General features: G+C 73.7%; 21 protein-coding genes and 1 pseudogene. 15 read left to right on the forward strand and 7 right to left on the reverse strand.

The window, feature by feature from the left end; all coding sequences use genetic code 11:
- Window positions 1–34: 34 nt before the first annotated feature.
- Both ACGFX4_RS06095 and ACGFX4_RS06100 read left to right on the forward strand, forming a co-directional pair.
- Window positions 35–388: a hypothetical protein gene (locus ACGFX4_RS06095; protein ID WP_393070680.1), complete on the forward strand. Its 354-nt coding sequence runs from the start codon at window positions 35–37 to the stop codon at window positions 386–388.
- 18 nt (window positions 389–406) lie between these two features.
- Complete coding sequence (locus tag ACGFX4_RS06100) at window positions 407–1,036, forward strand: hypothetical protein (RefSeq protein ID WP_393070682.1); 630 nt, start codon at window positions 407–409, stop codon at window positions 1,034–1,036.
- Window positions 1,037–1,077: 41 nt separating this feature from the next.
- On the opposite strand, the gene ACGFX4_RS06105 is transcribed toward ACGFX4_RS06100, so the two are convergent.
- On the reverse strand, window positions 1,078–1,296 hold the full coding sequence (locus ACGFX4_RS06105) for an acyl-CoA carboxylase subunit epsilon (protein ID WP_393070684.1): 219 nt from the start codon (window positions 1,294–1,296) through the stop codon (window positions 1,078–1,080).
- Between the two features lie 17 nt (window positions 1,297–1,313).
- Entirely contained in the window at window positions 1,314–2,903 is a 1,590-nt protein-coding gene (locus ACGFX4_RS06110; protein ID WP_393070685.1) for an acyl-CoA carboxylase subunit beta, read from the reverse strand.
- Window positions 2,904–3,264: 361 nt separating this feature from the next.
- Here ACGFX4_RS06110 and ACGFX4_RS06115 point away from each other — a divergent pair, with 361 nt between their 5' ends.
- From ACGFX4_RS06115 to ACGFX4_RS06130, 4 genes and pseudogenes are all read left to right on the forward strand, one after another.
- A complete protein-coding gene (locus ACGFX4_RS06115) occupies window positions 3,265–4,125 on the forward strand; it encodes a biotin--[acetyl-CoA-carboxylase] ligase (protein ID WP_393070728.1) in 861 nt (286 codons plus the stop codon).
- 156 nt (window positions 4,126–4,281) lie between these two features.
- Window positions 4,282–5,340 (forward strand): adenylate/guanylate cyclase domain-containing protein, encoded by a 1,059-nt coding sequence (locus ACGFX4_RS06120; protein WP_393070686.1) that lies wholly within the window; start codon window positions 4,282–4,284, stop codon window positions 5,338–5,340.
- 170 nt (window positions 5,341–5,510) lie between these two features.
- Window positions 5,511–6,638 (forward strand): annotated as a pseudogene (locus ACGFX4_RS06125) (diguanylate cyclase domain-containing protein); the annotation flags it as partial.
- 721 nt (window positions 6,639–7,359) lie between these two features.
- Window positions 7,360–7,686 carry a hypothetical protein gene (locus tag ACGFX4_RS06130; protein ID WP_393070688.1) on the forward strand — a complete coding sequence of 109 codons (327 nt, stop codon included), beginning with the start codon at window positions 7,360–7,362 and terminating at the stop codon, window positions 7,684–7,686.
- On the opposite strand, the gene fdhD is transcribed toward ACGFX4_RS06130, so the two are convergent.
- Window positions 7,664–8,494, reverse strand: a complete 831-nt coding sequence (gene fdhD, locus ACGFX4_RS06135) for a formate dehydrogenase accessory sulfurtransferase FdhD (protein ID WP_393070689.1) — start codon at window positions 8,492–8,494, stop codon at window positions 7,664–7,666. The two genes, ACGFX4_RS06130 and fdhD, sit on opposite strands and share 23 nt — an antisense overlap.
- Before the next feature lie 87 nt (window positions 8,495–8,581).
- Between fdhD and hutH the strand changes: the two genes are divergently transcribed.
- Window positions 8,582–10,135, forward strand: coding sequence for a histidine ammonia-lyase (gene hutH, locus ACGFX4_RS06140; protein WP_393070730.1), 1,554 nt, complete (start codon window positions 8,582–8,584; stop codon window positions 10,133–10,135).
- Window positions 10,136–10,163: 28 nt separating this feature from the next.
- Here the strand turns inward: hutH and ACGFX4_RS06145 are convergent, their stop codons facing one another.
- The gene (locus ACGFX4_RS06145; protein WP_393070691.1) at window positions 10,164–10,517 is read right to left on the reverse strand and encodes a hypothetical protein; all 354 of its coding nucleotides are present in this window, start codon (window positions 10,515–10,517) and stop codon (window positions 10,164–10,166) included.
- A 231-nt stretch (window positions 10,518–10,748) separates the two neighbouring features.
- Here ACGFX4_RS06145 and ACGFX4_RS06150 point away from each other — a divergent pair, with 231 nt between their 5' ends.
- Complete coding sequence (locus ACGFX4_RS06150; RefSeq protein WP_393070693.1) at window positions 10,749–11,618, forward strand: MurR/RpiR family transcriptional regulator; 870 nt, start codon at window positions 10,749–10,751, stop codon at window positions 11,616–11,618.
- A 19-nt stretch (window positions 11,619–11,637) separates the two neighbouring features.
- Here the strand turns inward: ACGFX4_RS06150 and ACGFX4_RS06155 are convergent, their stop codons facing one another.
- Complete coding sequence (locus tag ACGFX4_RS06155; protein ID WP_393070695.1) at window positions 11,638–12,117, reverse strand: SRPBCC family protein; 480 nt, start codon at window positions 12,115–12,117, stop codon at window positions 11,638–11,640.
- 183 nt (window positions 12,118–12,300) lie between these two features.
- On the opposite strand from ACGFX4_RS06155, the gene ACGFX4_RS06160 reads away from it, so the two are divergent.
- The 5 genes from ACGFX4_RS06160 (at window position 12,301) to hutI (ending at window position 18,280) form a co-directional block, all read left to right on the forward strand.
- Window positions 12,301–12,624: a hypothetical protein gene (locus ACGFX4_RS06160; protein ID WP_393070696.1), complete on the forward strand. Its 324-nt coding sequence runs from the start codon at window positions 12,301–12,303 to the stop codon at window positions 12,622–12,624.
- Between the two features lie 168 nt (window positions 12,625–12,792).
- On the forward strand, window positions 12,793–14,448 hold the full coding sequence (gene hutU, locus ACGFX4_RS06165) for a urocanate hydratase (RefSeq protein WP_393070732.1): 1,656 nt from the start codon (window positions 12,793–12,795) through the stop codon (window positions 14,446–14,448).
- Window positions 14,449–14,465: 17 nt separating this feature from the next.
- Window positions 14,466–15,656, forward strand: a complete 1,191-nt coding sequence (locus ACGFX4_RS06170; protein WP_393070734.1) for an allantoate amidohydrolase — start codon at window positions 14,466–14,468, stop codon at window positions 15,654–15,656.
- Complete coding sequence (locus tag ACGFX4_RS06175) at window positions 15,641–16,993, forward strand: formimidoylglutamate deiminase (protein WP_393070697.1); 1,353 nt, start codon at window positions 15,641–15,643, stop codon at window positions 16,991–16,993. The genes ACGFX4_RS06170 and ACGFX4_RS06175 overlap by 16 nt, the downstream gene beginning before the upstream one ends.
- 120 nt (window positions 16,994–17,113) lie before the next feature.
- Entirely contained in the window at window positions 17,114–18,280 is a 1,167-nt protein-coding gene (hutI, locus tag ACGFX4_RS06180) for an imidazolonepropionase (RefSeq protein ID WP_393070699.1), read from the forward strand.
- A 66-nt stretch (window positions 18,281–18,346) separates the two neighbouring features.
- Here hutI and ACGFX4_RS06185 read toward each other — a convergent pair whose 3' ends face one another.
- The gene (locus ACGFX4_RS06185) at window positions 18,347–19,858 is read right to left on the reverse strand and encodes a peptide MFS transporter (RefSeq protein WP_393070701.1); all 1,512 of its coding nucleotides are present in this window, start codon (window positions 19,856–19,858) and stop codon (window positions 18,347–18,349) included.
- A 376-nt stretch (window positions 19,859–20,234) separates the two neighbouring features.
- Here ACGFX4_RS06185 and ACGFX4_RS06190 point away from each other — a divergent pair, with 376 nt between their 5' ends.
- Window positions 20,235–20,909 carry a response regulator transcription factor gene (locus ACGFX4_RS06190; RefSeq protein ID WP_345697419.1) on the forward strand — a complete coding sequence of 225 codons (675 nt, stop codon included), beginning with the start codon at window positions 20,235–20,237 and terminating at the stop codon, window positions 20,907–20,909.
- A 12-nt stretch (window positions 20,910–20,921) separates the two neighbouring features.
- A complete protein-coding gene (locus ACGFX4_RS06195) occupies window positions 20,922–22,166 on the forward strand; it encodes an ATP-binding protein (protein WP_393070703.1) in 1,245 nt (414 codons plus the stop codon).
- Window positions 22,167–22,214: 48 nt separating this feature from the next.
- Here ACGFX4_RS06195 and ACGFX4_RS06200 read toward each other — a convergent pair whose 3' ends face one another.
- Window positions 22,215–22,760 carry a GtrA family protein gene (locus ACGFX4_RS06200; RefSeq protein ID WP_393070704.1) on the reverse strand — a complete coding sequence of 182 codons (546 nt, stop codon included), beginning with the start codon at window positions 22,758–22,760 and terminating at the stop codon, window positions 22,215–22,217.
- Window positions 22,761–22,814: the final 54 nt, after the last annotated feature.

Consider the following 22,814-nt stretch of genomic DNA (forward strand, 5'->3'; position numbering starts at 1 on the left):
CATGGTAGAGACCACTCGGGTCATACTGCCGCCCATGGATGACCTGTTGCGCACCCTGGTGTCCGGGGTCCTCGCCGCGCTGCTGATCGCCCTGGTGGGCGCGTTCGGCGCCCGCACCCGGCGCCGCGGTGTGGCCCGGGCCGAGGCCGCCGCGCCGACGCCGGTCGAGGAGCCCTCGCGGGCGCTGCTGCGCCGGGCCGAGGAGGCCGACCGGGCCCGTGAGGCGGCCCATGCGCAGGGCCGTGCCGACGAGGCGCTGGCCGCCGCCCGGGTCGCTGTCGACCGCTGGACCGAGCTCGGCCGCCTGCGGGCCGACCGCTTCGCCGCCGAACGGCAGGCCGCGGTCGACCGGCTCGCCGAGCTGGGTGCCGCCGCCGGATCCGCCTGACCGGGAAGGGGTGCACCGATGCCGGTGGCCGGCTGGCGCGGCCGGGACCGCGATCCGCAGGTGGTCGCGGCCGATCTGGCCCGCGCGCTGGGAGCCGAACTCCGCCTGGAGCGGCCGCCGTTCGTGCGGGTCCTGGCCGGGGAGACGGACGGGGTGCCGGCCGGGAGCCTGCTGCCGGCCCGGGAGCGGTTCACCGGGATGCCGGCCCCGACGCAGCTCTTCGTCCACCTGGACGCCTGCGAGCCGCGGCCGTTCGAGGTGCGGGCGTCGGTGCTCGGCGGCGGGGCGGTCCGGCGGGCGTTCGGCCTGGGGTTCCTGGTGTACGCGGTGCCGCTCGGCGTGCGGGTGGCCGGCCGGGTCGCGCTGGGGGAGCGGCGGCGGGGGCGGGCGAGTGCCTTCGCGGGGGATCCGGCGGCCGCGGAGCGGCTCAACGCCGACCCGGAACTGCTGGCGCTGGCGGCCGCGTTGGCGCCGAGCGCGGCCGGCCCGGACGGCGCCCGCCGGTGGGCCGTCGAACGGCTGCTGGCCGTCGAGCCCGGTGCGACGCTGGTCGTCCGCACCCTGCACCGGCCCACCGCGACGGGCTGGTCCCTCGCCGCGGAGCCGGTGCTCGCCCTTGCCGCGATGATCGAGGGCGCACTCGCCTGAGCCGCCGGGGGCGATCGACGCCCCCGGCGGCCGGTTTCACGTCAGCGGGCCCAGGCGCTGGTGCGCCAGGCGCCAGGCCCGGGCCGCAGGGCCGGGCGGAGCCGCTTCGCGTGGTCGTTCCACGGGTTGACCGGGCCGCCGGCCCCGGCGGCCGCCTGGGCGGCGGCCTGCGCGGCGGCGGCCCGGGCTTGGACCACCGCCAGGACGGTGGCCAGCTCCTCGGGGGTCGGCTGCCCGTGCAGTACCTGAATGGGGGACATCCTCACGAACCCTTCTGCTACAGCGGGATGTTGCCGTGCTTCTTGGGCGGCAGCACCTCGCGCTTGCCGCGCAGGGCCCGCAGGCCCCGCACGATGTGCCGCCGGGTCTCGCTGGGCGCGACGACCGCGTCCACGTAGCCCCGCTCGGCGGCGAGGTACGGGTTGAGCAGGGTGTCCTCGTAGGACGCGAGCAGCTCGGCCCGCTTCTCCTCCAGGATGCCCTCCTGCTCGGCCGCGGCGAGCTCGCGCCGGTGCAGGATGTTGACCGCGCCCTGCGCGCCCATGACCGCGATCTGCGCGGTCGGCCAGGCCAGGTTGAGGTCGGCGCCGAGGTGCTTGGAGCCCATGACGTCGTACGCGCCGCCGAAGGCCTTGCGGGTGATGACGGTGATCAGCGGCACGGTGGCCTCGGCGTAGGCGTAGATCAGCTTGGCGCCGCGGCGGATGATGCCGTCCCACTCCTGGCCGGTGCCGGGCAGGAAGCCCGGGACGTCCACGAAGGTCAGCACCGGGATGTTGAACGCGTCGCAGGTCCGGACGAAGCGCGCGGCCTTCTCGCTGGCCGCGATGTCGAGGCAGCCGGCCAGGTCCATCGGCTGGTTGCCGACCACGCCCACCGGGTGGCCCTCGACCCGGCCGAAGCCGGTGATGATGTTGCCCGCGTACAGCGGCTGGACTTCCAGGAACTCGGCGTCGTCGAGGACGTGCTCGATGACCTTGCGCATGTCGTACGGCTGGTTGGCGGAGTCCGGCACGATGGTGTCGAGCTCCAGGTCCTCGTCCGTGACGGAGAGGTCGGCCTGCTCGGGGTAGACCGGCGGGTCGGAGAGGTTGTTGGAGGGCAGGTACGAGAGCAGGCTCTTGACGTACTCGATCGCCTCCTTCTCGTCGGCCGCGAGGTAGTGGGCGTTGCCGGACTTGCTGTTGTGGGTCCGGGCGCCGCCCAGTTCCTCCATGTCGACGGTCTCGCCGGTGACGGTCTTGATCACGTCGGGGCCGGTGATGAACATGTGCGAGGTCTTGTCGGCCATCACCACGAAGTCGGTCACCGCGGGGGAGTAGACCGCGCCGCCGGCGCACGGGCCCATGATCAGCGAGATCTGCGGGATGACGCCGGAGGCGTGCACGTTGCGGCGGAAGATCTCGCCGTACAGGCCGAGCGAGACCACGCCCTCCTGGATCCGGGCGCCGCCGGAGTCGTTGATGCCGATCATCGGGCAGCCGGTCTTCAGGGCGAAGTCCATCACCTTGACGATCTTCTCGCCGAAGACCTCGCCGAGGGAGCCGCCGAAGACCGTGAAGTCCTGCGCGAAGACGGCGACCTGGCGGCCGTCCACGGTGCCGTAGCCGGTGACCACGCCGTCGCCGTAGGGCCGGTTCTTCTCCTGGCCGAAGTTGGTGGAGCGGTGGCGGGCGAACTCGTCGAACTCCACGAAGGAGTCCTCGTCCAGCAGCTCCACGATCCGCTCACGCGCCGTCATCTTGCCCTTGGCGTGCTGCTTCTCCACCGCCGCGGAGGAGCCGGAGTGCACCGCCTCGTCCAGCCGGCGGCGGAGGTCGGCCAGCTTGCCGGCGGTCGTGTGGGGGTCGTACGGGGCCTCGGTCATCCGGTGGCTCTCCTGGATCCTCGGGGCCGCGACCTGTCGCTGGACGGCTCCGGGCAGGGCGGCGCTGCGGTCTACCGTTCAGTAGCGTAGCCATCGCGCGGCGTTTGCGGTTATGGCCATCGACACAGTGTGTTAACGCCCGTTATGCGGGACGATGGGGCGGCGTACGGCCGACCAGGGCCCCGCGCGGGGGGAGTGCGACACGGTCCGGTCCGGGCGTGTCGCGGCCGTCTCCGCGGTCGCGCCGGCGGTGCCGGTGACGCCGCCGGAGGGTCGGGCCCGACACGGCCGCCCGGGGGCGCGGGCCCGATAGCCTGGCCGCGTGACCGACGCCGACGCCCCCCGTCCCCGCCGCAGTGGCCTGCGTGGCTTCGGCCAGTCCGGGCCGTCCCCCTGGACCGACCTGGACCGGCCGCCGCTGGACGGCGCCGCGCTGCGCCGCGACCTGGTGCGTCCCGGCAGCCTGTGGACCGACCTGGAGGTGGTGGCCGAGACCGGCTCCACCAACTCCGACCTGGCCGCCCGGGCGAAGGACGGCGCCCCGCAGGGCGCGGTGCTGGTCGCCGAGTCGCAGAGCGCCGGCCGCGGCCGGCTCGACCGCCGCTGGTCCGCCCCGCCGCGCTCGGGCCTGTTCCTCTCCGTGCTGCTGCGGCCCGAGGGCGTCCCGATCGAGCGGTACGGCTGGCTGCCGATCCTGGTCGGCACCGCGGCGGCCGCCACCCTGGCCCGGGTCGCGAAGCTGGAGGTCGGCCTGAAGTGGCCGAACGACCTCCAGGTGACCGTCGACGGGGCGGAGCGCAAGCTCGGCGGCATCCTGACCGAGCTGAGCGGCGGCGCGGTGGTCGCCGGGCTCGGCGTCAACGTCACGCTGCGGGAGCCCGAGCTGCCGGTGGAGACCGCCGCCTCGCTCGCGCTGGCCGGCGCCGAGGTCACCGACCGGGACACCCTGCTGCGCGCCCTGCTGCGCGAGTTCGCCGAGCTGTACGGCGAGTGGGTGGCCGCGGCCGGCGACCCGCACGCCAGCGGCCTGCTGCCCGCGTACACCGCCCGCTGCACCACGCTCGGCCGGCAGGTGAGGGTGCAGCTGCCCGGCGACCGGGAGCTGCTCGGCGAGGCGGTGGCGGTGGACGGCGACGGCCGGCTGGTGGTCCGCGGCGCCGACGGCACCCGGCATCCGGTGGCCGCCGGCGACGTGGTGCACGTCCGACCGCGGTCCGGCTGACGGACGCCGGCCCGGACCGGATGCCCCGGATCGCGCGATTCCGTGCGAACATTCCACCTGGCAGGTGTGAGGCGCGCCACTGGCCCTGGGGGTGGTCGCGCGCCGGTTGGACAGGTAGGGACGAGGCAAGTGCGGCAACCGCACGGGGACGGACCGGTGGCAGAGCAGCGCGAGAACGGCGGCGGCGAGACGGCGGACCGCACCGTCGCGCTGGACCTGGAGCGGCTGATCCTGGACGCTCCGCGCAGATACACCCCGTACCAGGCGGCCCGCGCCGCCGACGTCCCGATGGAGCTGGCCACCCGTTTCTGGCGGGCGATGGGCTTCCCCGACATCGGCCAGTCCCGGGCGCTCACCGACAACGACGTGATCGCGCTGCGCCGGCTCGCCGGCCTGGTGGAGTCCGGGCTGCTCAGCGAGTCGATGGCGATCCAGGTGGCCCGCTCGACCGGCCAGACCACCTCCCGGCTGGCCGGCTGGCAGATGGACACCTTCCTGGAGAACCTCACCCAGTCCGTGGAGCCGGGCCTGACCCGGGCCGAGGTCGCGTACCCGCTGACCGAGCTGCTGCTGCCGGAGCTGGAGCAGTTCCTGGTGTACGTCTGGCGCCGCCAGCTCGCCGCGGTCACCGGCCGGGTGGTGCAGGCCGCCGAGGACAGCGAGATCACCAGCGGCCGCCTCGCCGTCGGCTTCGCCGACCTGGTCGGCTTCACCCGGCTCTCCCGGCGGCTGGAGGAGGAGGAGCTCGGCGAGCTGGTCGAGGGCTTCGAGAACACCTGCTCCGACCTGATCGCCGGCCAGGGCGGCCGGGTGGTCAAGACCCTCGGCGACGAGATCCTGTACGTCTCCGAGGACCCGGCGACCGCCGCCGAGATCGCGCTCAGCCTGGTGGAGACGCTGGCCAAGGAGGACGGCATGCCCGCGCTGCGGGTCGGCATGGCCTTCGGCACGGTCACCTCGCGGATGGGCGACGTCTTCGGCACCACGGTCAACCTGGCCAGCCGGCTCACCTCGATCGCGCCCAAGGACGCCGTGCTGGTCGACGGCGAGCTGTCCGCCGCGCTGGAGCAGAACGGCGCCGCCGCCACCCCGGGCGAGGACGGCCGCCACCCCGAGGACGACCGGCGCTTCCACCTCCAGCCGATGTGGCGCCGCCCGGTCCGCGGCCTCGGCCTGGTCGAGCCCTGGCTGCTCAGCCGCGCGCGAGCCGTCTGACCCGTCCAGCCTCAAATCCCCCTAATCTGGTCGAAAGGCCGCCCGGACGCACGGCGGCCGGACCCGGGATGAGGCGATCGGTGAGCGAGGCGACCATGACCGAGGAGAGCCCGTACGTCATCTCCACGCCCGACCTGCGGCTGCAGGCGGTGGTCGAGCTCGCCCAGGACATGGCCGGTGCCCTCACCCCGCTGGAGGCGGTCCGGGCCGCCGCCGTCCGGGCCACCTCGGCCCTGGCCGCCACCATGGCCGCCGTCTCCGTCTGGGACCGCGAGTCCGGCCGGCTGCGGGTGCTGGTCAACTACGGCGACCTGGCGGCCGGCGAGGAGGAGCTGCCGGACGACGAGTCCTACCCGGTCGCCGACTTCCCCGAGATCGTCACCTACCTGGAAGAGCACTGGACCACCGGCCGGCTGCCCCGGGCCTGGATCCAGACCGCCGAGAACATCACCCCGCACGCCGCCCACGCGCACCCCGGGGCCGGGGCCTTCTGCCAGCAGCGGGCCGCCGGGCTGCGCCGGCGCGGCCGCGAGTGCTGCCTGGTCGCCCCGATCGTCCTGCACGGCCAGGCCTGGGGCGAGCTGTACCTGGCCCGCGCCCTCGGCATGCCGGTCTTCACCGAGGCCGACGCCGACTACGCCACCCTGCTCGCCGCGCAGATCTCCGCCGGGCTCGCCCAGACCGAACGCGTCGCCGACCTGCGCCGGCTCGCCTTCACCGACGCGCTCACCGGCCTCGCCAACCGGCGCGCCGTGGACGCCCGGCTGGAGAGCGCCCTCAAGGCGCACAACCGCGACAACACCGTGGTCTCCCTGGTGGTCTGCGACGTCAACGGCCTCAAGCGGGTCAACGACGAGCTCGGCCACGAGATGGGCGACCGGCTGCTGGAGAAGTTCGCCCACCAGCTGTCGCTGTGCGCCGCCAAGCTGCCCGGCTCGCTGGCCGCCCGGCTCGGCGGCGACGAGTTCTGCCTGCTCGCCGAGGGCCAGACCGCCGACGAGGTGGTCGCCGTCGCCGAGGAGCTCTGCACCCGCGCCCTGGAACTCACCGAGGGCGAGGGGGTGGCCTGCGGCGTCGCCTCCACCGGCGACTCGATCGGCCCGGTCACCACCGCCGACCGGCTGTTCCGGCTCGCCGACGCCGCCCAGTACCGGGCCAAGGCCGCCCGCGCCGCCCACCCCGTGGTGGCCGGCCGCAGCCACGGCCCCGGCTTCGCCCCCGACCCGACCGTGCTGCTCGCCGACGCCGCCGACCCGCACCACCGCGCGGACGGCCGCCGCCCCGGCGGAGCACCCGGCGCGCGCGGCGCCGCCGGGGACCGCCGGCGCTTCCGCGGCGCCGCGCACAGCGCCGACCCCGGACAGCTGCTCGCCGCCGGGCTCACCACCCTCGACCAGGGCGGACTCCAGCGCGCCACGCACCCCGCCGACACGCTGTCCCGGCTCGCCTGCGTCGCCGAGACCTCCTCCCGGCTGCTCAACGCGGTCGGCTGGTGGGTCTCGTACGTGCCGCCCGGCTCCCAGCTGATGCGCACCGCCCAGCACGCCGTCTACCGGATGACCGGCGGCCCCGGCTCCAGCCGGGCGGTCACCCAGCGCGCCCAGATCGAGGCCCCGGACGCCGTCTTCGACCTGCGCCACTACCCGCTGACCCGGCGGGCGGTGCGCGGCGGCTCCTTCGCGCTGCGCGCCGGAGCACCCGGCAACGACGCCGCCGAGGAGGCCATGATGGTGGTCAGCGGCTACAAGGCGATGGTCGCCGCAGGCGGCGGCAACCCGGCCGGCGGGTGGCTGCTCGAACTCTTCGCCGACGAGTCCACCCTGCCGCTCGGTCAGATCGCCCCCGCCCTGCGCGCCCTGGTCGCCGTCGCCCTCTCCGGCCCCTGCTCCCCGCCCCCGGCCTGAACGCCCGCCCGCCCAGGGCCCCCGCCACAGTCGCGCAACAACCTCCGCACGAGCCTGCCCCCGGGCCGTCCGTCCGTGGGACAGTGTGGGGCGCAGATCGAACGAGGAGGGGTACATGCGGACGAGGATCGCGGGGGCGCTGCTCTCCCTGGCACTGGCGGTCGGCGGCGTGACGCTGGCCGAGGGCGCGGCACAGGCCGCGCCGCGGACGGCGGCGGTGACGTCGGTTCAGCAGGCTCCGGCCCAGGTGGCGCCGGCCCAGGCGCCGGCGGCGGCGCCGCAGGCCGAGCACACCAAGCAGCTGGCCGCGAAGAGCAAGAGCAAGAAAAAGAAGAAGAGCAGCTTCTTCGGCAAGCTGATCGGCGGCCTGGTGGTCCTGGTGATCCTGGTCCTCGTGGTGGTCGTGATCGTCGTGGTGGTCAGGCGGAGCCGGCGGAGCTGATCCGGTCCGCGCGGGCGTAGACGTTGGCGCTGCGCCCGCGCAGGAACCCCACCAGGGTGAGGCCGAGCTCCTCGGCCAGCTCCACGGCCAGCGAGGACGGCGCGGAGACGGCGGCCAGCAGGGGCACCCCGGCCAGCGCCGCCTTCTGGGTCAGCTCGAACGAGGCCCGCCCGCTGACCAGCAGCAGGTGCCCGGTCAGCGGCAGCCGCCCCTCGCGCAGCGCCCAGCCCACCACCTTGTCGACCGCGTTGTGCCGGCCCACGTCCTCCCGGACGCAGAGCAGCTCGCCGCGCGCGTCGAACAGCCCGGCGGCGTGCAGCCCGCCGGTGGACTCGAAGGTCCTCTGCGCCGCCCGCAGCCGGTCGGGCAGGGCGTACAGCAGTTCCTGGTCGACCGTCAGGCCGTCCTCGGCGACCGACCAGCGGCTGTGCGTGCGCACCGCGTCCACGGTGTCCCGGCCGCACAGGCCGCAGGCGCTGGTCATCAGCAGGTTGCGGTGCGCGGAGAGCGCGGTGGAGCCGCCCCGGACGGTCGCGTCCACCACGTTGTAGGTGTTGGCGCCCTCGGCGTCCGTCCCGGCGCAGTAGCGCAGCGCGGGGAGCTGCTCCGCCCCGGTGACCATGCCCTCGCCGACCAGGAAGCCCGCCACCAGGTCGAAGTCGTGCCCGGGGGTGCGCATGGTGACGGTCAGCGGCTCGCCGCCGACCCGGATCTCCAGCGGCTCCTCCGCCGCCAGCGCGTCCGGCCGGACGCCCTGTGCACCGTCGCGCAGCCGCACCACCCGCCGCCGTACCGTCGCGCGTGCCATCGCCACCTCCTGCTTCCCAGTAGACCAGGCCGGGGAGGCCGACGGTTGTCAGATCCCCATTCACCTGATTCGATTGTGCATATGGATATGCACAGTGTCGTCCAGGTCGGCAAGGCCGACGTCACCGCCGAGGACGTGCTCGCCGTCGCGCGCGGCAATGCCCGGGTCGAGATCGGCCCCGACGCGCACGCCGAGATGGCCGCCGCCCGCGCCCGGATCGACGCCCTCGCGGCCGAGCCCCGTCCGGTCTACGGCGTCTCCACCGGCTTCGGTGCGCTCGCCGTCCGGCACATCAGCCCCGAGCTGCGCGCCCAGCTGCAGCGCTCGCTGGTCCGCTCGCACGCCGCCGGCATGGGCCCCGCGGTCGAGCGCGAGGTGGTCCGCGCGCTGATGTTCCTGCGGATGAAGACCCTCGCCTCCGGCCGCACCGGCGTGCGCCCGCTGGTCGCCGAGACGATGGCCGCCATCCTGAACGCCGGCATCACCCCGGTGGTCCGCGAGTTCGGCTCGCTCGGCTGCTCCGGCGACCTGGCCCCGCTGTCGCACTGCGCCCTGGTCCTGATGGGCGAGGGCGTCGCCACCGGCCCGGACGGCGAGGAGAAGGACGCCGCCGAGCTGCTCGCCGCCGCCGGCATCGAGCCGGTCGAGCTGCTGGAGAAGGAGGGCCTGGCCCTCATCAACGGCACCGACGGCATGCTCGGCATGCTGGTGATGGCCCTCGCCGACCTGCAGCGGCTCTACACCACCGCCGACATCACCGCCGCGATGTCGCTGGAGGCGCTGCTGGGCAGCGACAAGGTGCTCGCCCCCGAGCTGCACGCCCCGATCCGCCCGCACCCCGGCCAGGCGCTCTCCGCCGCCAACATGCTGGCCGTCCTCAAGGACTCCGGCCTCACCGGCCACCACCAGGACGACGCCCCGCGCGTCCAGGACGCCTACTCGATCCGCTGCGCCCCGCAGGTCGCCGGCGCCGGCCGCGACACCCTGGCGCACGCCCGCACCGTCGCCGACCGCGAGCTCGCCGCCTCGGTCGACAACCCGGTGGTGCTGCCGGACGGCCGGGTCGAGTCCAACGGCAACTTCCACGGCGCCCCGGTCGCCTACGTGCTGGACTTCCTCGCCATCGCCGCCGCCGACCTCGCCTCGATCTCCGAGCGGCGCACCGACCGGCTGCTCGACAAGGCCCGCTCGCACGGCCTGCCGGCCTTCCTCGCCGACGACCCGGGCGTCGACTCCGGCCTGATGATCGCCCAGTACACCCAGGCCGCGCTGGTCAGCGAGAACAAGCGGCTCGCCGTCCCCGCCTCGGTGGACTCCATCCCGTCCTCGGCGATGCAGGAGGACCACGTCTCGATGGGCTGGTCCGCGGCGCGCAAGCTCCGCCAGGCCGTCGACAACCTGGGCCGGGTGCTCGCCGTCGAGCTGCTCGCCTCCGCCCGCGCCCTGGAGATCCGCGCGGAGGGCGGCGGCGGCACCCTCGCCCCCGCCACCGCCGCCGCGATCGCCGCCGCCCGCGCGGCCGGCGTCGGCGGCCCGGGCCGGGACCGCTTCCTCTCCCCGGACCTGGAGGCCGCCGCCACGCTCGTCGCCTCCGACGCCCTGGTCGCCGCCGTCGAGCAGGTCACCGGCCCGCTGGCCTGACCCGTGCCCGCCGGAGCGACCGGGGCCCCTAGTCCCAGTCGCTCCGGCGGTTGCGGTCGATGCGCTCACCGAGCGCGCTGGAGACGTTGACGCCGACGATCCCGAGCCAGCAGGCCAGCAGGCCCACCACGCCGGCCCCCTCCACGGCGATCGCGGTCAGCGGCACACCCATCACCAGCGAGAGGATCTGGATCGTGAACCGGCGGTTGCGCGACTTCTCCGGCACCGGTGCCGGACGGTGCTCCACCGGCCCGTCCAGCCTCGCGCCGAGCCGGGCGACGAAGGAGTCGATGATCTCCTTCTCGTACTCCGGCCCCAGCTCCTTGCGGGTCTGCAGCGCGGCGTCGAGCTCGCGCCGCAGGTCGTCCTGGCGAGTGTCCATGGCGCTCATCGTGGCCCCCGCCCGGTCGGCCCGGCCAGCTCCGCGGGGCGTTTTCGGGGGCGCCTCAGGGACGAATCAGGGTCACCCCGAGACGCCCGCCGGCGTCTCGCCCGTCGAGCACTCCGTCCCGCAGGGCGAAACGGCATTGCCCGTCCGCCGGGCATGCGCCACAGTCGTCCCAGCCGCCGCAGCCACCGACGGCCGCCCGACAGCAGCGTGGAGGAACCGCCGATGACCGCCCTGGACGAGACCGGAGCCGCAGGGCCGTCCGCGCGCCTGCTCCAGCTCTTCGAGGGTCACCGGCTGACCCCCACCCAGCGGCGGATCGCCCACTCGCTGGTCCGGCACGCCACCGAGGCGCCGTTCCTCTCCTCCGTCGAGGTCGCCGAACTCGCCGGCGTCAGCCAGCCCTCGGTCACCCGCTTCGCCGTCGCGCTCGGCTACGACGGCTACCCGGCGCTGCGCAAGCAGCTGCGCGAACTCGGCGCCGGCGAACCGCAGGCCCCCGAGTCGCCCGCCGACGCGGTCCGCAACGAGCACCAGCAGGCCGTCCTCGCCGAGATCGAGCACCTGCGCCACCTCGCCGAACTGCTCGCCGACCCCGAGCCGATCGTCCGCGCCGCCCGGCTGCTCGCCGCCTCCCGGCCGCTGCCCGTGCTCGGCCTGCGCGCCGCCTCCGCCCAGGCCCGCGGCTTCGCGTACTTCGCCGCCAAGGTCCACCCCGACATCCGGCTGCTCGACGAGGGCGGCTCGATGCTCGCCGACCGCCTCGAACAGGCCGCCGCCGCCGGTGCCACCGCGCTGCTCTGCTTCGCCCTGCCGCGCTACCCGCGCGAGCTGATGGAGGCGCTCACCGTCGCCCGGGAGTGCGGGCTGACCGTGCTCACCGTGGCCGACTCCGCCTTCGCCCCGGTCGCCAAGCTCTCCGACCTGCTGCTGCCCGCCGCCGTCGGCACCGGCCTGGTCTTCGACACGGCCTGCGCGCCGATGATGCTCGGCCGGGTGCTGCTGCAGACCATGTGCGACGAGCTCCCCGGCGCCGAGGCCCGGCTGGAGGCCATCGAGCAGTCCGCCGCGGCCCGCGGCCTGTTCCTGGAGTAGCCGCCGCCCCGACCGGCGGCTACCGCTCCAGCGCGGCCTTCATCCGTTCCAGGGTGGTCCGCATGCCGGCCCGGTTCACCCCGGCCCGGTCCTCGGCGCGGGTGCCGCTGAAGACCAGCCCCAGCAGCTCCGCCGGGCGGCGGCTCCGGCCGGTCCGCAGGTCCTGCCAGTACTCGGTGAGCACCGTCCCGCCGTCCGCCGCCGGCTCGAAGCGGTAGCCCCACAGCGCGATCGGCAGCCCGAGCGCGTCCACCCGGAACGCGAACTCGCGGCCCGGCTCGGCCACCGTCACCCGGCAGGTGGTGAACCACAGCAGCAGGCCCTTGCGGTTCCAGCCGACGAACCGCTCACCCGCCACCAGCGCCCCGCGGCGCGCCCACACCGCCCGGCACTCCGGACTCCACTCGCCGGTCCGCCGCACCTCCGCCACCACCCCGTACGCCGCGTCCGGCGCCACCCCGACCACGACGCTCTCCTCGACAACCCACTCGCGCTCCACGGCGGTCCCCTCCCTCGACGACGGCATCGGCAAATGACCGTACCGCCACGTTGGACCGGGCCCGCGAGCGGGCATGCCATCAACAGGGGAATTTCCGCAGGGGATTGACATGACTTCGGCCGCTGTCGGGGCACCGCCCGGCCGGAGGCGGAACGGGGGTCCGCGATGCGTCCGATCCACCAGATGAGACTGACCGGGAAGCTCGGCTCGGGAGCCGACGAGTGGTCCTGCCCGGAGTGCGGCCGCCGGATCGCCCTGTTCCGGCCGCCGCACGCCGACCTGACCGTCCTCGACCCGGGTGACGAGGAGGCCGTGCACGTCGGCGTCCTCGAACCCGACGCCGCCGCCGAGGCCGCCGAACGCTACGGCGTCGGACCGATCCAGGAGATCCCGCGCCCGCCGCGCCCCCCGTCCCGGGCCGGCGAGCCGGTCCCCGAACCCGACGCCGACGACCGCCGCTGGCTCGCCGAGATCGGCATCGACTGGGACGGCGACGCCGCCGCCTGACCGGCACCTCGGTTCCCCCACCGCCCGCCCCGAGCGACCGAACGGCCGGTCGACCGGGGCGGGCGCGTCGTCGTGGGCTCTGGCCAGAGCAGGAGTGTTTGGATATATTCAGTCTCGTAGTCAGTGAATGAATTTCATCCGCAAGGAGGCTGGGCCATGGCAGAGCAGGTGAGCGGAGCGCGCGAGGTGCGGGCGGCGCGTGGGTCGAAGCTGTCGACGCAGGGCTGGCAGCAGGAAGCCGCCCTGCGGATGCTGATGAACAACCTCGACCCCGAGGTGGCCGAGCACCCCTCCAAGCTGGTGGTCTACGGCGGCACCGGCAAGGCGGCGCGCGACTGGCGCTCGTACGACGCCATGGTGCGCACCCTGCAGACCCTGAAGCAGGACGAGACCATGCTGGTCCAGTCCGGCCGCCCGGTCGGTGTGATGCAGACCCACGAGTGGGCGCCGCGCGTGCTGATCGCCAACTCCAACCTGGTCGGCGACTGGGCGAACTGGGAGGAGTTCCGCCGGCTGGAGTCGCTGGGCCTCACCATGTACGGCCAGATGACCGCCGGTTCGTGGATCTACATCGGCACCCAGGGCATCCTCCAGGGCACGTACGAGACCTTCGGCGCCGTCGCGGCGAAGAAGTTCGACAACACGCTCGAGGGCACCATCACCCTGACCGCCGGCCTCGGCGGCATGGGCGGCGCCCAGCCGCTGGCCGTCACCATGAACGGCGGCGTGGCGATCTGCATCGACTGCGACCCGTCCCGGATCGCCCGCCGGATCGAGCACCGCTACCTGGACGTCGAGGCCAAGAACCTCGACCACGCGCTGCAGCTGGCCACCGAGGCCCGCGACAAGCGGCAGCCGCTCTCCATCGGCCTGCTGGGCAACGCCGCCGAGCTGTTCCCGCAGCTGCTGGCGATGGACGCGCCGATCGACATCGTCACCGACCAGACCAGCGCGCACGACCCGCTGTCCTACCTGCCGATCGGCGTGGCCTTCGAGGACATGGCGAGCTACGCCGCCGAGAAGCCCGCCGAGTTCACCCAGCGCTCCCGCGAGTCGATGGCCAAGCACGTCGAGGCGATGGTCGGCTTCCAGGACCGCGGCGCCGAGGTCTTCGACTACGGCAACTCGATCCGCGGCGAGGCCCAGCTGGCCGGCTACGACCGGGCGTTCGCCTTCCCGGGCTTCGTCCCGGCGTACATCCGCCCGCTGTTCTGCGAGGGCAAGGGCCCGTTCCGCTGGGCCGCGCTGTCCGGTGACGCGCAGGACATCTACAAGACCGACAAGGCCGTGCTCGACCTCTTCCCGGAGAACGAGTCGCTGCACCGCTGGATCAAGATGGCCCAGGAGAAGGTGCACTTCCAGGGCCTCCCGGCGCGCATCTGCTGGCTCGGCTACGGCGAGCGCGACAAGGCCGGCGAGCGCTTCAACGACATGGTGGCGAGCGGCGAGCTGTCCGCGCCGATCGTGATCGGCCGCGACCACCTGGACTGCGGCTCGGTCGCCTCCCCGTACCGCGAGACCGAGGCGATGCTGGACGGCTCCGACGCGATCGCCGACTGGCCGCTGCTGAACGCCATGGTCAACGTCGCCTCCGGCGCGTCCTGGGTCTCCATCCACCACGGCGGCGGCGTCGGCATCGGCCGCTCGATCCACGCCGGCCAGGTGACGGTCGCCGACGGCACCGCGCTGGCGGGCGAGAAGATCCGCCGGGTGCTCACCAACGACCCGGGCATGGGCGTCATCCGCCACGTCGACGCCGGTTACGACCGCGCGGTCGAGGTGGCCGGCGAGCGCGGCGTTCGCGTCCCCATGGGCGAGCTGTGAGTCACTCCTTCGAGGCGATGTGGGCGGAGCTGCTCCCCGTGGGCCGCTCCGCCTCGTCCGGCGGCTACCGCCGCTTCGCGTGGAACTCCGCCGACGCCGAGTGCCGCGCCTGGTTCGAGCAGCAGGCCCGCGACCGCGGCCTGACGTACGAGCTGGACCGCAACGGCAACCAGTGGGCCTGGCTCGGCGACCCGAACGGTGAGGGCGCCGTGGTCACCGGCTCGCACCTGGACTCCGTGCCGGACGGCGGCGCCTTCGACGGCCCGCTCGGCGTGGTCTCCTCCTTCGCCGCCCTGGACGAACTCCGCTCCCGCGGAGCGGAGTTCGCCAAGCCGCTGGCGATCGTCAACTTCGGCGACGAGGAGGGCGCCCGGTTCGGCGTCGCCTGCATCGGCTCCCGGCTGACCGCCGGCGTGCTCTCCCAGGAGCAGGCGTACGCGCTGCGCGACGCCGACGGCGTCCGGCTGCCCGACGCGATGGAGCGGGCCGGCTACGACCCGACCGCGATCGGTGCGGACGCCGACCGGCTGGCCCGGATCGGCGCCTTCGTCGAGCTGCACGTCGAGCAGGGCCGGTACCTGAGCGAGAGCGAGCCGGTCGGCGTGGCGTCCGCGATCTGGCCGCACGGCCGCTGGCGGTTCGACTTCCACGGCGAGGCCAACCACGCCGGCACCACCCGGATCGAGGACCGCCGCGACCCGATGCTGACCTACGCCAACACCGTGCTCTCCGCGCGGAAGAAGGCCAAGCTGGCGGGCGCGCTGGCCACCTTCGGCAAGGTCGCCGTCGAGCCCAACGGCACCAACGCGATCGCCTCGCTGGTCCGCGGCTGGCTGGACTCCCGGGCCGCCGACGAGGCGACCCTGACCGCCCTGGTCGAGGAGATCCGGCTCGCCGCCCACGAGCGCGGCGAGCGCGACGGGGTCAAGGTGGAACTGACCCGCGAGTCGTACACCCCGGTGGTCGACTTCGACGGGCCGCTGCGCGACCGGCTCGCCGCCCGGCTCGGCGGCGTCCCCGTCCTGCCGACCGGCGCGGGACACGACGCCGGAATCCTGGCATCCGCGATCCCGACCGCCATGCTGTTCGTACGTAACCCGAGCGGCGTCTCGCACTCGCCGGCCGAGCACGCCGAGCTCGCCGACTGCCTGGCCGGTGTCGCCGCCCTCGCCGACGTACTGGAGGACCTCGCATGTCAGCCGTCGTGACGTACTGGGCGGAACACGCCTGGCTGCCGCACGCCAACGGCCCGGTGGTCGAGCAGGACGTGCTGATCGCCGTCGGCCCCGGCGGGCGGATCGCCAAGGTCACCCCCGACAGCGGCCCCTGCCCGCCGGACGCCGTCCGGCTGGCGGGGCTGCTGCTGCCCGGCCACGCCAACGCCCACTCGCACGCCTTCCACCGCGCCCTGCGCGGCAACGTCCAGGTCGGCTCCGGCACCTTCTGGACCTGGCGCGACACCATGTACCGCTTCGCCGGCGCGCTCGACCCGGACAGCTACCTGGACCTCGCCACCGCCGTCTACGCCGAGATGGCGCTGGCCGGCATCACCGCCGTCGGCGAGTTCCACTACCTGCACCACGCGCCCGGCGGCGTCCGGTACGACAACCCCAACGCGATGGGCGAGGCCCTGATCGAGGCCGCCCAGCGGGCCGGCATCCGGATCACCCTGCTCGACACCTGCTACCTCTCCTCCGGCTTCGGCGCCGAGCCCACCAAGCCGCAGCTGCGCTTCACCGACGGCGACGCCGACGCCTGGGCCGAGCGGATCTCCGACCTCAAGCCCGCCGAGCACGCCCGGATCGGCGCCGCCGTCCACTCCGTGCGCGCCGTCCCCGCCGAGCAGCTCGGCACCGTCGCGCACTGGGCCGTCATGCGCAAGGCCCCGCTGCACGTCCACCTCTCCGAGCAGACCGCCGAGAACGACGCCTGCCTCGCCGCGCACGGCGTCACCCCGACCCGGCTGCTCGGCGACCACGGCGTCCTCGGCCCGCGGACGTCCGTGGTGCACGCCACCCACCTGACCGACGAGGACGTCCACCTGCTGTCCGACACCTCGACGATCGTCTGCATGTGCCCCACCACCGAACGGGACCTCGCCGACGGCATCGGCCCCGCGCGGCGGCTCGCCTCCGCCGGCTGCCCGGTCACCCTGGGCAGCGACAGCCACGCCGTCATCGACCCGTTCGAGGAGGCACGCGCCCTCGAACTGGACGAGCGGCTGCGCACCCGCACCCGCGGGCACTGGACCGCCAACGCCCTGCTCCGCGCCTCCACCGAGGACGGCCACGCCTCGCTCGGCTGGTCCGAGGCCGGCCGGATCGAGGCCGGCGCGCTCGCCGACTTCTGCGTGGTCGCCCTCGACACCGTCCGCACCGCCGGGCCGCGGCCCGCGCTCGGCGCCGAGATCGCCGTCTACGCCGCCTCCGCCGCGGACGTCCGCCACGTGATCGTCGGCGGCCGCCACATCGTCAAGGACGGCACCCACCAGCTCGTCCCCGACGTCCCGCAGGCGCTTGCCGCGGCGATCGCCGCCCTGCAGTAGCCAACGCCCCGCCAGGGGCGCGAGGAACTGCGCGGCCATGCACTCAGGTAGAGGGGTGGTCGGTCGCGCAGCTCCTCGCGTCCCTGTTTTCGCAGCCCCTATCGCGGAAGGTTCTCCCCGTTGAGCTTGCTCATCACCAACATCGGCAGCCTGGTCACCAACGACCCCGCGCTCGGCGAGGGCCCGCTCGGGCTGCTGGCCGATGCCGCCGTGGTCGTCGACGGGGAGCGGATCGCGTGGGTCGGCCCCGCGGCGGCCGCCCCGGCGGCTGACGAGCGGTACGACGCCGCGGGCCGGGCGCTGCTGCCCGGCTTCGTCGACTCGCACGCGCACCTGGTCTTCGCCGGCGACCGCACCGCCGAGTTCAACGCCCGGATGTCCGGCCAGGCGTACACCGCCGGAGGCATCCGCACGACCGTCGCCGCGACCCGCGCCGCCACCGACGCCGAGCTGGACGCGAACGTCACCCGCTTCCTCGCCGAGGCGCTGCGCCAGGGCACCACCACGGTGGAGTGCAAGTCCGGCTACGGCCTGACCGTCGCCGACGAGGCGCGCGCCCTGAGGATCGCGGCCGCGCACACGCCGGAGACCACCTACCTGGGTGCGCACGTGGTCGCCCCCGAGTTCGCGGACGACCCGGCCGGCTACGTGGACCTGGTGACCGGCGAGATGCTGGACGCGTGCGCCCCGCACGCCCGCTGGGTGGACGTGTTCTGCGAGCGCGGCGCGTTCGACGGCGACCAGGCGCGGGCGATCCTGACCGCCGGGGCGAAGCGCGGGCTGACCCCGCGCGTCCACGCGAACCAGCTCTCGTACGGCCCGGGCGTGCAGCTCGCGGTCGAGCTGGGCGCCGCGTCCGCGGACCACTGCACCCACCTGACCGACGAGGACGTGGCGGCCCTGGCCGGCAGCGCGACGGTCGCCACCCTGCTGCCCGGCGCGGAGTTCTCCACCCGCGCCGAGTACCCGAACGCCCGCCGCCTGCTGGACGCGGGCGCGACGGTCGCGCTGTCCACGGACTGCAACCCGGGGTCGAGCTTCACCACCTCGATGGCGTTCTGCGTCGCGGTGGCGGTCCGCGAGATGGCGATGACCCCGGACGAGGCGGTGCACGCGGCCACCGAGGGCGGTGCCCGCGCGCTGCGCCGCACCGACGTCGGCCGGGTCACCCCGGGCGCCCGCGCCGACCTGCTGCTCCTCGACGCGCCGTCCCACGTCCACCTGGCGTACCGCCCGGGCGTCCCGCTGACCGCCGCCGTCTGGCAGGCGGGCGTCCGCGCGTTCTGACGCCCGGTACGTCGAAGGCCCGGACCCCTCGGCAGGGGTCCGGGCCTTCGACGTGTCGGTGGTGCGTCAGTGCACGTCGCCCATGAGCGCGACGACCTTCTTGCGGTAGGCGTACAGGCCGATGCCCGCGGCGATGGCCATCAGGCCCTGGACGGCGAAGTACCAGGTGGAGCCGACCACGTCGTCACCGAGGACGAGCTGGAAGATCGCGGCGACGCAGTCGCCGGCGGTGACGGCGAGGAACCAGACACCCATCATCTGGCTGGCGTACTTGGCGGGCGCCAGCTTGGTGGTGACGGAGAGGCCGACCGGGGAGAGGGTCAGCTCGCCGACGGTCTGGACCAGGTAGACCAGCGCCAGCCACAGCGGGGTGACCTTGGCGCCGCCGCCGGCGGCGGCCATGGCCAGCATCATGACCAGGAAGGACGCGCCGATCATCAGCAGGCCGAAGGCGAACTTCGCGGTGGTGCTGGGGTTCTTGCCGCGCTGGGCGAGCCAGACCCACAGCCAGGCGACGACCGGGGCCAGCGCCATGATGTACAGCGGGTTCAGCGACTGGAACCAGCTGGACGGGAAGTGGAAGCCGAACAGCGTGGACGCGGTGTTGTTGTCCGCGAACAGGCTCAGCGTCGAGCCGGACTGGTCGTAGATCATCCAGAACACGGCGGCGGCGACGAAGAACCAGACGTAGCCGCCGATCTTCGACTTCTCGTCCGGGGTGAGGTCGCGGTCGCGCTTCATCCGGGCGAAGACGACCACGGGGATCGCGATGCCCGCGATGGACAGCGGCCAGATCGCCCAGTTGATGGTGAAGTGGCCGGTCAGGGCGACGACGCCGTAGAAGACGGCGGCCGCCGCCAGCCACAGGCCGGCCTTGCGGAAGATCGCGCTCTTCTCGGCCGGGCTGATCGGCGAGTTCACCACGTTGCTCTTGGGGCTCAGGTGGCGGGTGCCGAGCAGGAACTGGCCGAGGCCGAGCGCCATGCCCACGCCGGCGAGGGCGAAGCCCAGGTGCCAGTTGACCTGCTGGCCGACGGTGCCGATGACCAGCGGCGCGAGGAAGGCACCGAGGTTGATGCCCATGTAGAAGATGGTGAAGCCACCGTCGCGGCGGGGGTCGTTCGGGCCGTCGTAGAGGTGGCCGACCATCGTGGAGATGTTGGCCTTCAGCAGGCCCGAGCCGAGGGCGATGAACGCCAGGCCCACGAAGAAGGAGACCTCCACCGGCACGGCCAGCAGGAAGTGGCCGATCATGATGATCGCGCCGCCGAGCGCGACGGTCTTGCGCGCACCGAGGAACCGGTCGGCGATCCAGCCGCCCGGCAGGGCCAGCAGGTAGACCATGGCCGTGTACACGCTGTAGACCGCGGCCGCGGTGGCGGCCTGGATCTCCAGCCCGCCGTCGCCGGTCTTGGCGACCATGTACAGCACGAGCAGGGCCCGCATGCCGTAGTAGCTGAACCGTTCGAAGGTTTCCGCCATGAAGAGCGTGGCGAGTCCTCGGGGGTGCCCGAAGAAGGTCTTGCCGCTCGGAGACGCCGACGGCTGTACGCCGGCGTCCAGGGTGGTAGTCGCCATGTGTGAGGGGTTCCTTGCCTGACTTCGTCCGCCGAGGGGGGTGGGGCGGACGTGGACCCAGCCACTGTACGTGGCGTCATTACATGACATGGGCTGACAAATGCACCCATTTTGGTAAAGGAAAGGTAAGCCTGAACCGGCCTTTCGATGGCCTCGGCAGAAAATCTCCTTCGAACCCAAGGTCCAACGCTAGCATTTTCGCCGGACGGCCACCGGATCCCGGTTATCCGGGTCCATGGCAACCGAGCGGTAACGATCACGCTCTGTGAACTACTTCACAGCCCGCCCACCCGCGCGGAGGACCGGAGGTCATGGGAAGGTCAAGGTCGCCATCCGCCCCCTGATCGGTGCCGGGTGTGCGGTCTACCATCGGCCCATGACCTGTGTGCTGCTGGCCGAGGACGACCCGGCAATCTCCGAACCGCTGGCCCGCGCCCTGCGCCGCGAGGGCTACGAGGTGCTGGTCCGCGAGGACGGCCCGGCCGCGCTCAGCGCCGGCCTCGGCGAGGACGTCGACCTGATCGTCCTCGATCTCGGCCTGCCCGAGATGGACGGCCTGGAGGTCTGCCGCCGGCTGCGCGCCGACGGCAAGAGCTTCCCGGTGCTGGTGCTCACCGCCCGCGCCGACGAGGTGGACACCGTGGTCGGCCTGGACGCCGGCGCCGACGACTACGTCACCAAGCCGTTCCGGCTGGCCGAACTGCTCGCCCGGGTCCGGGCGCTGCTCCGCCGCGGCAACGTCGACCAGCTGACCACCGGCGCGCACGGCGTGAAGATCGACATCGAGTCGCACCGCGCCTGGCTCGGCGACGAGGAGCTCACCCTCTCCGCCAAGGAGTTCGAGCTGCTGCGCGTCCTGGTCCGGGACGCCGGCCGGGTGGTCACCCGCGAGGAGATCATGCGCCAGGTCTGGGACACCACCTGGTGGACCTCCACCAAGACCCTGGACATGCACATCTCCTGGCTGCGCAAGAAGCTCGGCGACGACGCGGCCAACCCGCGCTACATCGCCACCGTGCGGGGCGTCGGCTTCCGCTTCGAGAAGAACTAGGGCAGCACCGGCGTGAAGCGCAGGATGATCAACTCACTGCTGGGCGTGGTCCTGGTGGTGGTCACGGTGTTCTGCGTACCGCTGGCACTGGTCGAGAAGCAGTCCATCGTCAACGCCGCCAACAACCGGGTCGACGCCGAGGCGGTCCGGGTGCTCGGCCTGGTGGAGAGCCGGCTCGCCGCGGGCGAGCCGGTCACCGGCGAGAAGTTCGCCACCCAGGTCACCACCGGCTCCTTCGTCACCGTCGACATCCCCGGGCAGCCGCTGATCGCGGCCGGCCGGCCGGTCGACGGGCCCGCGATCACCGCCACCGAGGAGGGCGCCAGCGGCGAGACGGTCACGGTCAGCCAGTCCCGCGAGGACGTCGACCACGAGATCGGCAACATGCTGCTGCTGCTCGGCGTGGTCGCCCTGCTCGCCGTCCAGGCCGCCGTCGCGCTCGCCGTCTGGCAGTCCAAGCGGCTCGCCCGCCCGCTCACCGAACTCGCCGAGACCGCCGAACGCCTCGGCTCCGGCGACCCCCGCCCGCAGGGCCGCCGCTACGGCGTCCCCGAACTCGACCGGATCGCCGAGGTGCTGGACACCAGCGCCGAACGGATCGCCCGGATGCTCACCGCCGAACGCCGGCTCGCCGCCGACGCCTCGCACCAGCTGCGCACCCCGCTCACCGCGCTCTCCATGCGGCTGGAGGAGATCACCACGCTCGCCGAGGACCCGGCCACCGTCCGCGAGGAGGCCACCATCGGCCTCCAGCAGGTCGAGCGGCTCACCGACGTGGTCCAGCGGCTGCTCACCAACCAGCGCGACCCCAACAACCCGACCGCCGTCTCGTTCCCGCTCGACGACGTGCTCCGCCAGCAGGTCGAGGAGTGGGGCCCCACGCTGCGCGAGGGCGGCCGGCGGCTCGACCTCGACGGACTCCACGACGCCCGGGTGATCGGCACCCCCGGCACCGTCGCCCAGGTGCTCGCCACGCTGATCGAGAACTCCCTGATGCACGGCGCCGGCACCATCACCGTCCGGGTCCGCCGCTCCGGCACCTCGGTGGTCACCGAGGTCCAGGACGAGGGGGTCGGCGTCCCCGCCGAGCTCGGCAACCGGGTCTTCGAACGCGCGGTCAGCGGCCGCAACTCCACCGGCATCGGCCTCGCCGTCGCCCGCGACCTCGCCGAGGCCGACGGCGGGCGCCTGGAGCTGCTCTCCCTGCACCCGCCGGTCTTCGCCCTGTTCCTGTCCCAGAGCCGCTCGACCGGCTGACCCGGTCCTGTCCCGGAGCCGCTCGACCGGCCGACCGGCCGCGGGCGGCTACTTCACGGAGGCCGTGGGCTCCTCGGCGGCCAGCAGCAGCTCGGCCTCGGCGACCACCTCGGGCTCGGGCCCGGCGACGACCTCGGGCTCGGCCAGCTCGGGCATCGCCTTGAACACCCAGGTGCGGTACGAGACGAACCGGAACACGGTGGCCACCCCGAGGCCGACCACCTTGGCGCCCAGCTGCTCGTAGTGCCCGTCCAGGCCGAGCCCGTACCGGGAGAGTGCCAGCACGCCGGTCTCGATCAGCATGCCGATGCCGCTGAACAGCAGGAAGAGCGTGATCTCCCGCTGGCGGGAGGCGGCGTCGCGGTCCCGGTAGAGCCAGTAGCGGTAGCCGAGGTAGTTGGTGGCGATCGCGATCACGGTCGCCACGACGTTGGAGCGCAGCGACGCCAGGCCCAGGCCGTTCACACAGACCCAGAAGATGGCGAAGTTGACCACGACGCCGGAGAGGCCGATCACGGCGAAGCCGAGCATCTCCGGGGACATGCCGCGCAGCCGCTCGGTGAGGGAGGGGCGCGGCTCGGTGCTGGTCGTCATCGCGGCGGTCTCCGTGTCGGCGAAAGATCGGAAGAGCGGAATTTTCGGGTGCGG

Origin of the sequence: Kitasatospora sp. NPDC048365 (assembly GCF_043200835.1) — a bacterium.
In the GTDB taxonomy this organism is placed as follows: domain Bacteria; phylum Actinomycetota; class Actinomycetes; order Streptomycetales; family Streptomycetaceae; genus Kitasatospora; species Kitasatospora terrestris.

Coding starts and splice junctions, on each gene's coding strand:
- ACGFX4_RS06095 (WP_393070680.1), top strand. CDS start 35: ATGGATGACCTGTTGCGCACCCTGGTGTCCGGGGTCCTCGCCGCGCTG.
- ACGFX4_RS06100 (WP_393070682.1), top strand. CDS start 407: ATGCCGGTGGCCGGCTGGCGCGGCCGGGACCGCGATCCGCAGGTGGTC.
- ACGFX4_RS06105 (WP_393070684.1), bottom strand. CDS start 1,296: ATGTCCCCCATTCAGGTACTGCACGGGCAGCCGACCCCCGAGGAGCTG.
- ACGFX4_RS06110 (WP_393070685.1), bottom strand. CDS start 2,903: ATGACCGAGGCCCCGTACGACCCCCACACGACCGCCGGCAAGCTGGCC.
- ACGFX4_RS06130 (WP_393070688.1), top strand. CDS start 7,360: ATGCGGACGAGGATCGCGGGGGCGCTGCTCTCCCTGGCACTGGCGGTC.
- fdhD (WP_393070689.1), bottom strand. CDS start 8,494: ATGGCACGCGCGACGGTACGGCGGCGGGTGGTGCGGCTGCGCGACGGT.
- hutH (WP_393070730.1), top strand. CDS start 8,582: ATGCACAGTGTCGTCCAGGTCGGCAAGGCCGACGTCACCGCCGAGGAC.
- ACGFX4_RS06145 (WP_393070691.1), bottom strand. CDS start 10,517: ATGGACACTCGCCAGGACGACCTGCGGCGCGAGCTCGACGCCGCGCTG.
- ACGFX4_RS06150 (WP_393070693.1), top strand. CDS start 10,749: ATGACCGCCCTGGACGAGACCGGAGCCGCAGGGCCGTCCGCGCGCCTG.
- ACGFX4_RS06160 (WP_393070696.1), top strand. CDS start 12,301: ATGAGACTGACCGGGAAGCTCGGCTCGGGAGCCGACGAGTGGTCCTGC.
- ACGFX4_RS06170 (WP_393070734.1), top strand. CDS start 14,466: ATGTGGGCGGAGCTGCTCCCCGTGGGCCGCTCCGCCTCGTCCGGCGGC.
- ACGFX4_RS06175 (WP_393070697.1), top strand. CDS start 15,641: ATGTCAGCCGTCGTGACGTACTGGGCGGAACACGCCTGGCTGCCGCAC.
- ACGFX4_RS06185 (WP_393070701.1), bottom strand. CDS start 19,858: ATGGCGACTACCACCCTGGACGCCGGCGTACAGCCGTCGGCGTCTCCG.
- ACGFX4_RS06190 (WP_345697419.1), top strand. CDS start 20,235: ATGACCTGTGTGCTGCTGGCCGAGGACGACCCGGCAATCTCCGAACCG.
- ACGFX4_RS06200 (WP_393070704.1), bottom strand. CDS start 22,760: ATGACGACCAGCACCGAGCCGCGCCCCTCCCTCACCGAGCGGCTGCGC.